Annotated in this window: 18 protein-coding genes; 5 read left to right on the forward strand and 13 right to left on the reverse strand. The window is 33.2% G+C overall.

Annotated elements, in window-relative coordinates:
• Positions 1-86 precede the first annotated feature (86 nt).
• The 8 genes from FI644_RS02480 to FI644_RS02515 all read right to left on the reverse strand — a co-directional run bounded on the left by FI644_RS02480 (position 87) and on the right by FI644_RS02515 (position 6871).
• The gene (locus FI644_RS02480; RefSeq protein ID WP_053474885.1) at positions 87-713 is read right to left on the reverse strand and encodes an AraC family transcriptional regulator; all 627 of its coding nucleotides are present in this window, start codon (positions 711-713) and stop codon (positions 87-89) included.
• Positions 714-731: 18 nt separating this feature from the next.
• Positions 732-1109: a holo-ACP synthase gene (acpS, locus tag FI644_RS02485; protein ID WP_053474884.1), complete on the reverse strand. Its 378-nt coding sequence runs from the start codon at positions 1107-1109 to the stop codon at positions 732-734.
• Between the two features lie 14 nt (positions 1110-1123).
• A complete protein-coding gene (locus FI644_RS02490) occupies positions 1124-2332 on the reverse strand; it encodes a glycosyltransferase (protein WP_053474883.1) in 1209 nt (402 codons plus the stop codon).
• Positions 2333-3046, reverse strand: coding sequence for a glycosyltransferase family 2 protein (locus FI644_RS02495; protein WP_053474882.1), 714 nt, complete (start codon positions 3044-3046; stop codon positions 2333-2335).
• On the reverse strand, positions 3043-3396 hold the full coding sequence (locus FI644_RS02500; protein WP_053474881.1) for an HAD hydrolase family protein: 354 nt from the start codon (positions 3394-3396) through the stop codon (positions 3043-3045). The genes FI644_RS02495 and FI644_RS02500 overlap by 4 nt, the downstream gene beginning before the upstream one ends.
• A 5-nt stretch (positions 3397-3401) precedes the next feature.
• Positions 3402-4352 carry a hypothetical protein gene (locus FI644_RS02505; protein ID WP_053474880.1) on the reverse strand — a complete coding sequence of 317 codons (951 nt, stop codon included), beginning with the start codon at positions 4350-4352 and terminating at the stop codon, positions 3402-3404.
• Positions 4353-4356: 4 nt separating this feature from the next.
• Positions 4357-5934 carry a gluzincin family metallopeptidase gene (locus FI644_RS02510; RefSeq protein WP_053474879.1) on the reverse strand — a complete coding sequence of 526 codons (1578 nt, stop codon included), beginning with the start codon at positions 5932-5934 and terminating at the stop codon, positions 4357-4359.
• 418 nt (positions 5935-6352) lie between these two features.
• Positions 6353-6871, reverse strand: coding sequence for a GNAT family N-acetyltransferase (locus FI644_RS02515; protein WP_053474877.1), 519 nt, complete (start codon positions 6869-6871; stop codon positions 6353-6355).
• A 177-nt stretch (positions 6872-7048) separates the two neighbouring features.
• Here FI644_RS02515 and FI644_RS02520 point away from each other — a divergent pair, with 177 nt between their 5' ends.
• On the forward strand, positions 7049-7720 hold the full coding sequence (locus tag FI644_RS02520; RefSeq protein WP_053474876.1) for an RNA polymerase sigma factor: 672 nt from the start codon (positions 7049-7051) through the stop codon (positions 7718-7720).
• A gap of 76 nt (positions 7721-7796) precedes the next feature.
• Positions 7797-8168 carry a VOC family protein gene (locus FI644_RS02525; RefSeq protein WP_053474875.1) on the forward strand — a complete coding sequence of 124 codons (372 nt, stop codon included), beginning with the start codon at positions 7797-7799 and terminating at the stop codon, positions 8166-8168.
• A 1151-nt stretch (positions 8169-9319) separates the two neighbouring features.
• Here the strand turns inward: FI644_RS02525 and FI644_RS27085 are convergent.
• The 3 genes from FI644_RS27085 to FI644_RS02535 all read right to left on the reverse strand — a co-directional run bounded on the left by FI644_RS27085 (position 9320) and on the right by FI644_RS02535 (position 10740).
• A complete protein-coding gene (locus FI644_RS27085; RefSeq protein ID WP_256376279.1) occupies positions 9320-9454 on the reverse strand; it encodes a hypothetical protein in 135 nt (44 codons plus the stop codon).
• Between the two features lie 396 nt (positions 9455-9850).
• Positions 9851-10084 (reverse strand): DUF3953 domain-containing protein, encoded by a 234-nt coding sequence (locus tag FI644_RS02530; protein ID WP_142107991.1) that lies wholly within the window; start codon positions 10082-10084, stop codon positions 9851-9853.
• A gap of 122 nt (positions 10085-10206) precedes the next feature.
• On the reverse strand, positions 10207-10740 hold the full coding sequence (locus FI644_RS02535; protein WP_142107992.1) for a ClbS/DfsB family four-helix bundle protein: 534 nt from the start codon (positions 10738-10740) through the stop codon (positions 10207-10209).
• Between the two features lie 184 nt (positions 10741-10924).
• On the opposite strand from FI644_RS02535, the gene FI644_RS02540 reads away from it, so the two are divergent.
• Entirely contained in the window at positions 10925-11413 is a 489-nt protein-coding gene (locus FI644_RS02540) for a pyridoxamine 5'-phosphate oxidase family protein (RefSeq protein WP_053474872.1), read from the forward strand.
• Positions 11414-11683: 270 nt separating this feature from the next.
• Here FI644_RS02540 and FI644_RS02545 read toward each other — a convergent pair whose 3' ends face one another.
• Positions 11684-12289, reverse strand: coding sequence for a TetR/AcrR family transcriptional regulator (locus tag FI644_RS02545; RefSeq protein ID WP_246066996.1), 606 nt, complete (start codon positions 12287-12289; stop codon positions 11684-11686).
• 341 nt (positions 12290-12630) lie between these two features.
• Here FI644_RS02545 and FI644_RS02550 point away from each other — a divergent pair, with 341 nt between their 5' ends.
• Both FI644_RS02550 and FI644_RS02555 read left to right on the forward strand, forming a co-directional pair.
• A complete protein-coding gene (locus FI644_RS02550; RefSeq protein ID WP_142107993.1) occupies positions 12631-13557 on the forward strand; it encodes a YiiX/YebB-like N1pC/P60 family cysteine hydrolase in 927 nt (308 codons plus the stop codon).
• Between the two features lie 288 nt (positions 13558-13845).
• The gene (locus tag FI644_RS02555) at positions 13846-15045 is read left to right on the forward strand and encodes a hypothetical protein (protein WP_053474870.1); all 1200 of its coding nucleotides are present in this window, start codon (positions 13846-13848) and stop codon (positions 15043-15045) included.
• A 247-nt stretch (positions 15046-15292) separates the two neighbouring features.
• Here the strand turns inward: FI644_RS02555 and FI644_RS02560 are convergent, their stop codons facing one another.
• Complete coding sequence (locus FI644_RS02560) at positions 15293-16312, reverse strand: alpha/beta fold hydrolase (protein ID WP_053474869.1); 1020 nt, start codon at positions 16310-16312, stop codon at positions 15293-15295.
• Between the last annotated feature and the right edge of the window lie 109 nt (positions 16313-16421).

Below are 16421 nucleotides of genomic sequence, written 5' to 3' on the forward strand. Positions count from 1 at the left end.
AAACCTCCTATAATTTTTTTGTATCCCGGGATATCTTCATGATATAACAATAAACTCTTCTATACTCTGCTTTTGGTATAGCTGTTCTATGCTTTTTTACGCTTCTTATATTTGGAAGGAGTTATCCCATATTTCTTTTTAAACATTCTTGAAAAATGAGTTAAATCCTCATATCCTGAATCAAAACAAACGGATGTTACCGGAATATTTTGATTCAGCAGCTTTTTTGCTTGAATCATCCTTGCCTTTATTAGAAATTCTTTAAAATAGATTGAAGTGTACTCCTTAAACCTTTTTGAATACATTCGAGGGGCTAGTGAAAATTTTGATGACACATGATCTATTGTAAGATTAGGGTTGTTTAGGTTTTTTAATATATAAGTAATAGAATCGGATATGAGTGTATCTCTTAGTAAATTTGTAGAATTAAAGCTGTTTGTAATAGAAGTGAGATAGAGGATTATTTGTGGTAATTCAAATTTATTAACATTTTGAAATAAGATATAATTCGTTTTCTTCGGAAGCCTCTGATCCCAATCTTTAGGATTTGTCGAATCGAAGTTTATGAAGATAGCAAGGTCTGGCTTTTTTTCATCGATATAGTTAATTAAATTTTCGGATACCTCTTCTTTTAATAGAACGAGATTATATCCTATCTGAGTTGCACAAGGTGTCATTATACTATGTTCTTTTACCACGATTATAGTTTTCAACGATTTATCAGTTCCTTTTTATCCTTTTCGCGAAAGAATGACTTGTCCTATAGCGTAATCCCCTGAATGAGATATACTCACATTTATTGACAAATTTTCTTCTTGAACATATTTTTTAATGCTGCCTGTCAAGTGTATTTCTGGCTTCCCATTTGCTTTTAATTTCACACTGACTTCTTTGAATTGTGACTGTTTAGTAATTCCAGTTCCTAGCCCCTTAAAAAAGGCTTCTTTTACTGCCCACCTAGCTGCATATGACTGATAATTTGACTTTCGTTTGCAGTAAGAGATCTCTTCAGGGGTAAAAATACGATTAATAAACCTATCACCGTACTTTTCGATCATCTTTTCAATAGGCTTTACTTCTTGTATATCTATTCCGATGCCAACTACCATTTCATCACTCCAAACTATTTATAGGAATACGATTTAATTAGAGAATAGGCTAATTTATAGATATCAGAACTTGATTGGAAATCCCCACTTTGAATTTTTAATTTTAACTTTGACATGTTCTCATGATAAGAATCTTCGTTAATCATATAATTTGCCAGCTGAAATAGATGCTCCCCTATGAAAGTATCCGGAATTATATAGTCACCCACGCCTAATTCATAAACCTGTCTTGCATTAAAAAGCCTTTCCCTATGCGTTGGAATGATTAATTGAGGTACACAATGTTCAATGGCCGATAGGCAGCTGCCATGGCCGCCATGGTGTATAAACAATGTAGCATTTTTAAGTAAATTTGCGGAATAGTATTCAACAAATTCAATATTGTTTGATGCTTCCTCAAGAAGTTCGGAAGGTATATCTCCTGAAACAGAAATGATGATTCTCTGCTTTTTGTTTTTCCATGTATTTATTATTGACCTTACTATTTTTATTCCTGAATCTCCTGCTGAATCTTTTAATCTTCCAGGATAAACAAGTATATATGCCCCAGAAATGCTTGGAGACTCTTTATTAATTACTAATTCATATCCACAGAGACCGGTGTAATATACATTTTTAAACTCTTCTGTGTTAATAGGATCTAGTTCAGGTATCCCTGGGACAATGGATAGATCTCCATTCAATAACTCTTCAATTCTTGTAATTTTCGATAGGTCTAACTCCTCTAAAATTCGGTTAAAAATAGGTGTAACCTTACTCATATTCCTCCATATACCTGATAAACTATTTAAAGAAAGACCACCAGGATGGTAGGAGGATTGAACGAATGTTATTAAAGGTATATTTAGAAACCTTGCCGCTATTACTGAATTTATGCTCATATCAGCAAAGATAATATCAGGTTTATATTCACTTATCATTTTAATACGATGATGCACCCAAGATCGGGTGAAATTTAAATCAAGGAAACCCATCTGTGAATAATAATGATCTAAATTATAAAAGTCTCCTCCTGAGGGAGTTACTAGAAATTTTTCATCCGGTACCGTTGGGTCGTCATCAATTAGGACTTCAAAACCTAGTTCTTTAATTAAGTTTTCACTTTTCTGATCATAAATAGAAAAACTAACTTCATAACCCTTATTTTTAAACTCATGTGCTACGGGTAAACACCTTAAAACGGGCCCTAATCCCCCACTTAGGCCAAAAAACACTTTTTTCATTTACTTCCTCCTTATTTTTATTTTCTCAAAAATCTCTTTCTCTTCAGGTGTGCCCAATGGATAAAATTCATCCGCTAGATTTATCCCTATTTTTAAACCTTTTTTTATTAATTCTTCATATACCTTAGATATATAATACTCACTATTAGTGTTCATTTTTTTCTGTATAATATCGTTGCAAACTTCAATATAAAGCTTTGTTGATTTAAAATAATAAAGACCTACTGTGGCATTATCCGATATTAACTCTTTTTCTGCTATTTCCACAACTAAATCAGATTTGTTTATTTTTACATAACTAAGACTTGGATTGTTCGATTTAAAAACAGTTATTTGTCCATCTAAATCTTTATTAAACGAGAACCTTGTACATTTAATGTAGGTGTCACAATTAAATATCAGAAGTTCTTTATTATGATCAAGATTTATTGCTGCTTTGAGAGCAGTTTCAGCTTGTCCTCGGGTATATTCCTGGATAGTGACAATACTGGAACCTTGCGCAAATTTTCTAATTTCCTCTTTTAGATTGGTGGTTTGCAAGTGTTCCTCTAAACATACGAAGGTAATATCCGATACATCGAAATGATCCATTAAACCTTTTATGGCCCAATAAAACATCGGCCGACCTTTTACTTTTACTAGCATTTTAGGTTCCTTATAACCAGCATTTACAAAACGGTTTCCCTTACCAGCCATTGGGATTATTATATTCATTTAATTTGTTCCTTAATGGTTTCTTGGATTAGCTCCCAGCTTTCAAATTTTAAAGCCGAGTCATCTATATACAAATCTCCATAGGGCTTTCCAAACACGATCTCATCAAAAGGAATATTATAACTCTTTAGCCAATCGAGAGTAACTTTGCCTACATTTGCGTTGACCTTACCGATATTTCCCTTGCACGTAAGCATATTCCGTGCAGTGTAAATAATAATTTCATGTCCATCTTCTTTTAGTTTAAATAGTGTTTGAATGGCCCCTGGCTTTGGCCTAACATCAGAATAAGTTTGATTTTCCTTCTTCAATTCACAGATAGTACCATCCAAGTCAATAACAATTCGCATGTTTGTTAACCTCCTAATTCTAGTGCATTTACTAATAGTTCAGTACCTAATGAATATAAAACTAATTGCCTCTTCGGATTTTCATAATGAAGCGGCAGCATAGACAAATAAAGCAATGCTTCTATGATCTTTATTTCCTGTATTGAATTTCCTAAATAAATATCCCAGTATTGCTGAAGTTTTCGATCTTCTTTAGTTGAAAATAATAAGTAATCTATTTTATTTTCATTGTATTGAATATCGAATTTGTTATTTATTATTTTTTCATATCCTGAAAGACTATGTCTTATTTTAGCTAGATCGTATCGGACATCCCCTTGTATTCCTTTTGTGCCAAAATCTCCTCTTGGGTCCAAAATATAAATTTTATCTCCAACTGCATCATATAACATATTTGAGAAACATAGATCTCCATGGATTAGGCGAACTCGTGCTTTATAAATTATCTTTTCAATACTTTGTTTATTTTCCTCAAAGGTTATAAAAGGACATTTCATAACTTTTCCATTTAGAATAAAGGATTTCTTATTATATATTTTTCTTGCAATATCATTTTGATTTAAAAATAATTCGTTACGTTTTTCTGTCTTTGAGATATACATTTTTCTCATATCTTCTACCCTAAATATTCCTAAGTACCTTGAAAAATTATCAAAAAGCTTTTCAATTTGTAAGAATATTCTTTCCCAAAGTGAATCATCTTCTGAATGGTTTAGTAAAAATTCGGAAAGAGTTGGGTGAGGGATATAGGATATTGTTAGATAAGGATTTTTGGGGTCTGTAGAGTAATCAATTAAACTAGGAGTGTAACTTTTTATAGCCTCAGGAATATTTCGATACCAGTTAATTTCGTCGATTAATATATTTGTTTGGGTAGTAGTTTTTAAAACAGTATTTTTTTCACAATTTAAAGAAACTGTGTTAAACTGCCGAGAAATAAATTTTGATGTGTTCAAGTTCCTACTCCTTTTTCTCCGCTAATTGTTCAAGCTCTCTTACTAGAAACTCAGGGGAAATACCTTTACCTGTACTTTTTAATACAACATTTTGCCAAGGTAATAATTTTCCTGCACTAAACACATTTCTCTTTAAATTTTCAATACCAGCTGGTGAGAACCAATTATTATCAGTAATTTTATTTAGAGTGAACTCAAACTGGGAAGCCAATATTTGGCCAAGCATATAATTTTGATAATATACTGGGAGAGTTGTAAGATGGGACTTCGTTGCCCAAACTGGAAGATTAGAGATTCCTTCTTCTGAAGGTCGGGGAATTTGCTGCACATCTTCTACCAGGTCCCACCATAATTTATTTAAATCTTGGTCAGGATTCTGATAGAGCTCCTGTTCAAATTTTATTACTGTCATAGTCCAATATAAGTTTATTATGATATCTTCGAGATGATCCCTTTTGATATTAAATCCCTTTAATTTTAGATTGTCTTGGATTGACATGTTAGTTATTAGCCTTTCAAACAACAGTGCTATACTTTCACTTAAAAAAACACTCGCAGGTTGCTTTAAAATAAACGGTAATTCATTGCCCAGGCACTTTTCATAAACCGCATGTCCCAATTCATGCAGCATAATCTTTATACCTTTTATATCTGGACTAGTGTTACAGGAAATTCTTATGTCTTTATTTCTATCAATATTTAAACAGAAACTTTCTGGACTTTTATTATGATCTAAAGTAAGGTTTGAACAGTCTCCTAATCCTTCCAGGTTTATACCATTGACATTGAAAGTACTTAAAAGATGATTGAAGAAACTTTTAGGTTCAAAAGAATCTAGAAGTTGATAACTGTTGGAGTAATTTTGAAAATACGGATCTTGATAATGCCAAGGCTCCAAACAAGAAATATCCTTAAGTTTAAACCGATCTTTTTGCCTTTTATCAATATTGCCTTTAATAACGGTGTAAACTGAATCTAAACTTTCTCGTAAATTGTTAATAATTTGGTTCAAATCATTTAAATCTAGTTCCTGGGAAGCCATCTTTAAATCGTAAAAATTCTTAAATCCCTTCTCAATAGCAATTTTGTTCCTTAATTTTACTAATTTGATTAAATCGGCAGCAATATTCTCTCCGGTAGCCATGTAATTTATCCATAACTCTTTTCTATCTGTACTACTAATACTTTCTCTCCATATATTAAGACATTCTTGTTTAGATATTTTTCTATTTTTATATAAAATTTTATCTGAAATAAGCCTATAGTGAAGATTATTCCATAACATCTGACTTTCCGTTTGAGTATCATTATTATTGGAAATTTCCATAACCTCATAATTTAATACTTCTTTTTGCCTTAATTCAATCCTATTCTCACTATTTAGTACTCTTTTCTGATTCATTTCTAGGAATTTATAAAATTGCTTAGAGAGCCTAAAATAGCTATCTTCATCACTCTCAAATTGCCCAATCCACGATGAGCCTCTGTTTGTTAATACCATCCACAAGGAATGCATCATATTAGAATAACTATCCTCGAGCTTCTGGTTTATTATTGATAAGAATACATTGTTATTTACCATAATAATCTCCCTCCATGTATATATGATATATGTGTTTCCTTTCGTTTTACTCTGCTTATTTTGTCAATAACAGTGTAAAAAACAATAAAAAAAACCTCTCAAATAAGGAGGTTAAAATTGGAGTACGGAATGGTTATTGTTTTCAATAAAATATAGTCAAAATCATACATTTATTTGCATTACTTAATAATTATCTGTACCAATAATAATTACATGTGAATATTCAAGCTCTATAGGAATTAATTCTACAGGAATCACCATATAACACCACCTTATCTCATTTCGTACTTCCTGTTTCAAGGATATATAAAATTTGTCCCCTAAGGTTAGTCTTTTATTGTTTAATATTACAACTAAAACAAAGCCAGAAGGTGAGCAAAGGTAAAAATCCATTCCAATGATGGAATGGACCTTAATCTTATAAAATTTTTTGAAATTTAGAATGTTCATCATTTGTTCCAACTTTTTCATAACCATTATCTTGATAAAAATTATTTAGCTTTATATTGTTTTCTACACAATCTAATCTTAAAGTATCTATTCCTTTATCTCTAATATATGATTCTAACCAGTATAATATTTTCTTTCCTAGTCCAGTACCAATAGCCTTGCTAGTCAATGCTAACCTATGAAGGTAAACCGCTCCATCATTTAACTTGCCCCAAATATGTTGATCCCATTCACTTTGGGTTTCATATAAAGTAAAAGTTGCGACTAATGCTTCGCCTTTTTTAACAACATATGTTTTCTTATTAAGAATAGCTTGTTTAATTTCTTCATCTTCTCCGCCCTCTGCTAAATATCCCCATTGATCTATCTCATTAGCTTTTAACCAGCCTGCAACCTCTTTCAAGAGAGAAATAACTTGTTCTTCATCTTTACTCGTTGCTAACGTGATATCATAACTACCAATAATGTGCTCCCGATTCTTAATCATTAAAGTTCCTCCTCTTTTTTCAAAAAATTCACACTTTAACGATTCGACATATTTTAAAAATTACCTTTTTTCTCTTTAAGTTTCCCTTTAATAATTCGTTTTAATTACATAAAATAAAATATATTACCAATTTTCTGTTTTTTTATATACTACTTAGAATTTATTGGAGGACTATTAATGGAATTCAGTGAATGGATATTACCTTATCAAACAGATCTTACTCGCTACTGTTTTCTTTTAGCTGGTACAAAGTGGGATGCAGAAGACCTGGAACAAGAGACTTTGATTAAAGCTTATAAATATTATTCTAAGGTAGTGGTGCACCCGGCCCCAAAGGCATACCTTTTTAAAATAGCATCTACAGTATGGATTGATTTTCATCGAAAAAAAACAATAGAAATAGATGAATATACTGATATTTCATATGATGAAAATTATGAAAAACCATTTCTTCTTGAGGAGGCAATGGAAACTCTTATAAGTATTTTACCGCCTATGCAGGCTTCCATATATTTATTGATTGATGTATTTGGTTTTACCCCAAAAGAAGTAAGTATTCTTTTAGAGAACACAGAAGGAGGAGTTAAAGCAGCATTATTTAGAGCAAGAAGAAAGTTAACTCGCTTAACAGCAAAATACAAAAGGAAAAACAAATTAATTACTGAAAGTAAAACAATGTTGATTAAGGAGTTTATAAATGCATTTAAAACAGATAATCCATTATTAATACGGGATGCTTATATTAATCTATCTTTAATTAATATAAAAACAGACCGAAAAATTCTTGGCAGACAAATTTCATTTGAGTTTACTGACATTGAAGGAAATATTTTAGTAATCGCTGTTTAAATTTTTCCTTTTAGCGTACCTTATAGAAATTCCTATACGTTATATATAATGAATACAAAATTAAGGGAGGAAGAAAATGTTAAAAATAGGGGCAGTTTTTATTCCAGTTACTAATGTAAACAGATCTGTTAAATGGTATAAGGATGTTCTTGAATTAAATTATGTTGGTACTTGGCCAGAAAATGAAGGTGCGGATTTTTATTTCAACTCAGAAAAGCAATATTTGAGCCTAGTAAGGGTTAACGAAAAGCAGCCAACAACATTTACAGCTAATCCTGAGTACCAAAATACCTACTATAACTTTACAACAGACAATATTGAAGAATCACACAGGAGGTTAACAGATAAAGGAGTAAATGTAACCGAGATCTATGATGATGGGGCTATTATAGGGTTTGATTTTTACGATTTAGATGGAAATAAATTAGGGGTTGTAGTTGATAAATAAAAGACAAATATTAGCAGAATCCTATATCATCCTTATAATACAATACGACCTTTTTATTTTTGCATACCTAATCTATTTACATCTTAGTAGTTATCATTGTAATAAAATATATAACACAGTTGGTGGTTACAACCAAAGAAGTATGCCACCATTTTCATCGTTCTTACCACCTAGTGTCTAATAATGTACCACTAATTAACAGGGAATACTCCATTTCGCCTTTTCGTATTATGATTGTGTGCCCCCTCAAATGTGCCATTGTTATTGGAAATGATTGAGGATTTAGGTTCAATCTAGAAAAATTCTTGCAATTATAGGTAAATCTCGTCAAAAAGTAATCATTGGATTTGCTGTGTAGAAGGGATTAATCTGTTCCTTTGAGGAAGTATTGGGGAATATTTTGAATTAGGAGTTTCTCTTTCCGGAGAAGAATATGAAGGCTTCAGACATACAACAATAGAATTTTAATTATATTCATGAAGAGCTGGTAAAACCAATGTGACACTATCCCTTCTCCATCATAAGTATGAATCAGGTAACCGGACACCGTAAAAAATCTCTTACTCGTATCACAGTTTTGTGCTTCATTATAGCAAATACGTGAAAAAGTACAGAACACGCTTCTACATTCATAGAAAAAACCTTAAGAAATCCTAGAAGTTTCGGCGCCCCATTAAGGGTCTCGTTTGTCTGAATTTTAGAAGATGAGAAATTCTAACTTTCTCCCCTTCCAAACACATCTTATGTCTAAAGTGAAAAGTAGCGAATGTGGTAAACTATTGGACGTAATCAGTTGGTGAGAATTCACCTTTTAAGTTTAATTTATTATAGGTAATTCATTTAATTCGTTCCCTTTGTATTTATTCTGTTTATTATAGATTTTTGAAGTGTGTATGAATCAAAACTCTTAAAAGATGTATTGATTCATATACACTTTTTTATTTACCTGCATATGGTAATTCCCTATAATCATGTCAACTTTTGATCCCAGTTTAAAAAGTTTTTAGCCTAGGATTTAAAAAATTTAATATTTTTATCCTAACTGGGCTGCAATCTTCAAATTATATTAATCAATCAAAATCCTTTAAGATATCTATATTAATTTGGTTATTATTAGAATAATTGATAACTATACCAACCCTTAGACCTTTTTATCGAATGACATCTGATTCGAACGCTATTTCTTCTGTGATTTCATAGAAACGATTCATCTCTTCCCGGAGTGACACATGCTCGTCCTTTAATTGCTGCAGTGGAGCACTTAATAACCTATTTGAAGCCTCCATCCTCCATTCCTCCTCCATATCCTCGACCCATCAACAGCATTCCTATCATCCATGACGTCGTTGGTCTCGTTCTTATTAAAAGAATACGCCAAACGTGAAGACAATTTCGTGACGATCATCACAAAAAACAATGGAGATTGTAATGGCGAGGTTGAGTCGATTCTTTTCTCGAATACAGAAATTAGTTGGAGGTATACAATAACAATCAGTTCGTCTTCATGAGGAAATGCATGCTGCACTTTTATGAAGCTCTTAGATAGGAGACTGATTCCAGAGGAAGTCATGGAAGACACCTAATGCGGAAGTGGTTTTGCAGGGATTTTCTTCTTGTTCCCCTATTCTGCACCACTATTTTCAATAAAAAAATGCGATTACATGATTCTGCAACCGCACCCTTCAGCTTAATAGGAATCCTTTTATTGATACAAAAAATAAAAATAAAAAAACAGCAATTAGAAGACATCCCATTCCTTTGTGTCCTTTTTTAAATTCTTCTAACCCCATAACCAGCATGGTTAGAGCTAAGAAAAAAATCATAAAACTCCCAAACGTAAAATCTTCCGTAAACAGTCCATATGAAGCAATTAAAATGGTTATTCCAGAAAACACATAACGAAGAATTTTTAACAAAAGATCATTTCCTTTCTGCTTAAACAACAACAGTTGGAACTCTTATTACAGCGATTACAAAAGTAATGAGCATTATTCTGTTCCATTTATCCATCATACCATATTAAAAAAGTCCCTTTAAATTAATTCACAAAATGCTCCTCTTTCCTTTCTTTTATAGACTTTGCGATTGCTTCACATTTCTTTATTGCCCAAATGTAATGATCGGAAGTATTTGCTGCAAAGTAACTGTATAAATTACTAGTTTTTGTCCATTTATAGTATTTCTTTGTCATGATTTCTTCATTGGTATGTGATTGAATGAGTTCCATCACTCTTTTATGGCTTAGCTTCAATTTTTTTATCGCTTGATTGAATGTTACATCTTGATAGCTTTCCCAAATTTGCTGATTTAATAGATTAATTGTTCGCCATTTGTACCCAGGTGCCGGGATAAAAGGGGGATCTCCATCCATCCCTTCTCTAGACCACCTCTCAAGCATTGCGTGCCATTCATACAGATGCATCAAGACATCGCGAAAGTTCTTATCTCTTTCTTGCGTTTCAATAGAAATGTCCCTTTTTCTGCTAGGGATGGATTCAATGATTTCAAGCAAAGCTTTAAAATTTTTATCGCTATTCAGTAATAGATTTTCTTTTTCACTTGTTGTTATCATGAATATTCCTCCTTTACTATGACATCGACTGGTCCAACTTGACTATATAAATTATTCGGCCCTAGTATTTTCGCCATTCAATCATATATATCCTCTATTTGTTAGCTTAGTGAACCCCCATACCTGAATAAAAGCTGGTATGAAGGGTAGTATACCTCTATAAACATGAATGAGGGTGATGGAGATGTCTAGTATGATAAATCAAGAAGAAATGGAAACATTAAGAGAGTTAATCAAAGAAGTAGACACGGCCATGCTGACTACGGTAACGGAAGAAGGGCTAGTTTCTCGTCCTATGAAAACACAAGAAGTAGAGTTTGATGGGGACTTATGGTTTTTCACTAAAAAAGAGACGAATAAATATGAAGAAATTCTACATGATCAGGATGTGAATGTGGCTTATGCAGGTAAATCCTATGTTTCCGTCCGTGGAAGAGCGGAAATCGTTGAAGATTTAGACAAGAAAAAGGAATTGTGGAGCAAAGTATATGAGGAAATTATGCAAACCTCTTATGATGATCCGAATGTTGTCCTGATAAAGGTAAAAGCGGAAGCAGCCGAATATTGGGAAACCGGTAATTTCACGAAGAAAATCGCCTTTCTCTATAAACGCATGACAGGGCAAAGCTCTAGATCTACAGATGTGAATGAAACGGTTGAATTGAATCATTAACAGCAAAAATGGGTTGTCTGGTTATAGGGCAATCCATTTTTGTAATTGCTGAAATGCCGAAATTTCAGGTGTTGATTTAAATCCACATTAGGAGCGAGAGCGTATTTCTATTGGTAAATGTCTGCTAAAAATTTCCTTATAATTTATATATTAATTGAAATATAATTCCAGGGATTTAGCCCCAAGCTTTGCATGGGGCTAAATCTCTGGAATTATCCTATTAAAGTGTCGATTGATTTGTGTTTAGAATAGATGGTAATAGTTCCATCATTATTTTTTATTAGGGTCTTGTAATTGAAACAGTTCAATAATCACAGGTACTGCATCCTCAATTTGAATTCGATTGTCAATAAAATGCTGTACATTAAATCCATTAAATAGAGCCATGCCTGCTGTTGCTAATGTTCTTGCATCTAAAGGACTTCCGACAATCCCTTCATTTTTCATTTCTTGAATAAAATGCGTAAGGAATGTTCTCCATTCTTCCATTTGGAGAATAAGCATTTCTTTTATCTGTGGTAATTCATTCGAAATCATACATCCTTGAAGAAGCATCGGTGAAGATCCCTTTTCATAAGCTTCATTTAACAAACGCTTTGAATATTGTAAAAAAACATTAAGCAAATCTCGATCTTTTTTATTAAGAACTGCCTGCAGATCTTCAAAGAAGAAATCAATACCTTCTTTTATCAACTTTAGAAAAAATTCCTCTTTATTAGAAAAATGAGCATAAAAACCCCCTTTAGAGTAACCAGCGTGTTTTACAATCTGATCAATGCTCGTCGCAGAATATCCCTGTTTAGAAAATAGTTCAATTCCTGATTGCATTAATTTGTTAATTGTGTCTTCGGATTGTTTCTGATAAAGATTCATCATAATAAACTCCTTTTTTAGGAAATTCTTACTATTGATTATAACATACTTAAAAGTATATGATAAAATTAAATACCGACTAGTTGGTATTTAAATAATGATTATTTCATAAAGGGGTTGGTTATTATTAAATATTTTAGTCAAGAGAAATAAGTAAATGACAAAGTTTGATACCTAGGGATACTGCACTACAAATCAGCTTACAATCTTAAATTAACCTCAATTAAAACCCCATTCTAAATCCTACAAGATATCTGGCAAAGTAAATCTGTTTGTTGCTACAGACCAACTTCTTTCATTTCTATGTATTTTTTATTTTTCAATAAACAAAGGAGGAAAGAGAGATGAAACTTAAGCCAATATTAGCCTTAATGTTAAGTGGTATTTTGATAATAAGTCCGCTAGAAGGAAATGCACAAAGTAATGAAGTAAATGAAGAGGTATTAAGTGTAATTGAAGCCAAGATTCAGGAGATAGATAATTTACTTTTATCAAGTCCGGATAAAGTACAATGTTATGATATATGTACTCAGGCAGAGATTGAAAAACAAAAAGAGACTTTTTTAGATCAAGTTAACAATATACATGTTGTAGTAGAGGAATACTTTAATTCTCTTGATGAGTCTGTGCAATCATACGAATATGAGGCACTGGCTGAAAAGTTAGATGAATTAGACTTAGAAGCAAATAAAATTCAAGGTGAAGGAGAGGATAGCGACTCTATTTTAATGGATGGTACGGAGGAGTCTAACTCTCTTTCGGCTACTAAATACTGGCGTTACGGTGATATTTTGTATTACGGAATAGGCAGCGACAGTTCTGCTGGAGAGCCTTCTTTTACAGGTCATACAGCTGTGCTGTCAACCACTGATTATTACGTAATTGAAGCCTCTAAAACATCAAGATCAGGAAATAAAGTTCATCATTGGAATAGAGATAAATTATGGAAAGGTGCTTCTGGCATTAAGCAATATAAAGTGACTACTCTATTAGGAAGAAACGCTACTGCTACAGAAAGAAAAAATGCAGTTACATTTGGTTTAAACCAAAAAGGTGAGCCATATTCACTTAAAACTGCTCTTTGGAATAACAATTATTGGTATTGCTCTAAGCTTACGATGAGACAGTGGCATAATGCAGGATATGATCTGCGAGGTGCTAGAGGTTTACATTGGAGCGGATATTTACTTGTCATTCCATTTGATATTAGAATTGATGCAAATACTCGTTTAATAAAGAATTGGGGCACTTCATTACCTGGAAAAATTTAAGGATTAGAGAAACTAACAAAAGATACTAGATTATTCTTGTATTTTGCAAAGAGAAAAAAACATAATTTCAATTCTAGTATAGAGTATTGCAACTTGACATGAAGCTTCGTTGGCATGCTCCTTTAGCCAAGAAGCCAGCAGCCATAAGGATTGGCTATGACACGTAGGCTAGCATGCTCACCTCTCATGTAAAGTCGAAGCATAATTTTACCAATGCAATACTCTGTACTTTTATTTTACAAAACACCATTCTATTAATAGTAAAGAATAAGGGTATCTGGAGGAATTATGAAACGAAAATTACTCTTTGTTGCGACCATAACAATATTGTTTGGGATCATGATTACTATTTATGCATGGAATAAATCAACAGATAATAGTAACCGCATAGTTGTTAAAGGAATTGAAAATTTTAGTCCTAAGATAAAAGATCAAGAAGAAGATCGTTATTTATTATTCTATCCAGCCGATCCAAGAACCTCTCAATCATTTACACTAGTTAAGGAAGTATCCATAACAGGAGAGGTGCTTAAGGAGTATGAAATTAGAGATGACCAATTTTTCCGAATGGAAATTCATCAAAAGCCAAATGAAATCAACCAATTGTATGTTTCTTTTTTCGGTGAGGCAGCCATTGATAATTGGTTTTATACTTATGATATAGATCAACGCAAATTTAAAAAGGTTAATTTAACCTATTTTAACTATGATGTAGGAGTTGATCATATTAAACATTTTGGTCAAGATGTTTTATTCCAAACCATTGTCTCGCATAAGACAGGGGATCAAAATACAAATGAAAATGGCCAATTTAACATGTCTATTTCAAACTTTTCTAGAGAGAAGAGTTATGAAACTGAATATGGATATCCGCCAAACTGGTCTCCGCTATTACAGCTGGGAGAAAAAATCATCTATGCAGGAAACGGTCAGGTGAATGATGAAGGAATTGCTGATCAAGCTTTTATAGCGATAATTGATAGCCAAAATGATTCCGCTGAATATACAAACTTCAATAAACAATCGACAGAATTTTATCCCGTATATGCAAATGAGGACCATTCATATATAATTGGCAATTATGGAAAGCTCTTTGTAATTGATAAAGACGGTGATTTTAAAACATACGAACCTTTTAAAGAGATACCGCCTCAAGAATTCTATTATAAGATTGAAGGCGGCGGTACACTTTTGCTAAATGAAGAGGCTGCTTTGCACAGTGTATATAATGAAGGCTCAGGAACCACGTTAGGTTTGTTATCATTCAAAGAGAAACCGACTTTCACTGTTCTAGATAAAGATTATATAAAAAAAGAAAACTCGTATAGACTATTATATCAAGACATAAACAAACAAGAAATTTACTTACTTGAAAAAGAAGGCGAAAAACAAGGTAATTTACTAGTTCTAGACAACCATTCTTTTGATTTAGTCCATAAAATCCCTGTCGATTATGAGTATTTACTGGATTTTGTTATTAAAAAATGATTGTGAACTGATTAGTTTAGAAGAGACACCCATGTACAACTTTTGGGACAGCCTCTTCTTTTTGTTTTAACTTGTCCACCAGGTATTCATTACTTCAAAAAGCCTCATCGAAGTCATTGAAAAAATACAGGACAGTTAATGTTAGGAAAATCAAAATACATCCGCTGCCCTATAATTTAAGGTCATTCCCTCACAATTGCTTTAAGTTAGAATCGAGGACAACAAACAATATAAAGCTACTTTTCATCTACTCATTTGTACTAAGTGCTAACAAGCGTTTAAGTTTGTCATCAATAAATTGATTATCCGCACTGTTGATTCCGCGACCGGCAAAATGGCCCCAAATCGACTCGATAGGAGTAAAATCAGCATTAGGTATAAGCTTTGCCTCGTATTTATTATCGTCCGCCGTACAGAATAGATCACTGCTCCCTGGCATGATGCAAGCAAGCGCTTTAATACTTTTGAGCGCCTCATCAAATTCTCCGTTATAGGCGGGGTTTGCACTAATATCTGCAAATTGACCTGTCCATAGCATAGCGAGGACATTGTGCGGGTCCATCTTCATAAAGCTATCTTCCCAGACGCCAACCCCAAACTCTGCCAATGATTCAAATCCCATCTCACGATAAAGTTCCTCTCTGTAAAAGGCCTGCGATACACCCCATCCCGCATACACACGTCCAACAGCGCGCATGTCTGCAGAAGTCAACTCGTTTAGTTTACTTGAATCGAATCCAACTGCAGCCATGAGGGCAGCTTTCATTCCATCCAGGACCACATACGTTTGCGGCCAAGTCTTTGCACCTCCGCAGAAAGGGGCAATTCGTTCCACCATGTCGGGATAACTTGCTCCCCATTGGAATGATTGAATGCCGCCCATTGACCATCCAACCACGAGTGCAATTTTTTGAATGCCGAATTTTTCGGTAACAAGCCGATATTGGAATGTAACGTTGTCATAAATGGTTACCTGCGGAAAATTAGCCTTGTCGAATGGAGGAGGCGTATTACTAGGTGACGAAGATAATCCGTTTCCCAGCAGATTTGGAACGATAATGAAATATTCTCTCGGATCTAGTGCCATGCCGTTTCCAATCAACCATTCATTTTGAACATGCTGGTCGCCAAAAGCAGTTGGATAGACAATGACATTATCTTTCTTTTCATTCAATTTTCCATAAGTCTTATAAGCAAGAAAAGCATTCGGTAACGTCACACCCGACTGCAAGGTTACGTCTCCTAAATCAAAAATTTCATAATCCATTGTTCGTATCTCTCCCTTCAAAATGAAACACAGACATAAGAATGTATTTCTTGTTGTCAGTATAAAGCTGTGTTACTCTCAATAAAAGTGAATAAAATTCAAAGCAGTA

This window comes from Cytobacillus solani (assembly GCF_006704205.1).
GTDB lineage: Bacteria > Bacillota > Bacilli > Bacillales > Cytobacillaceae > Cytobacillus > Cytobacillus solani.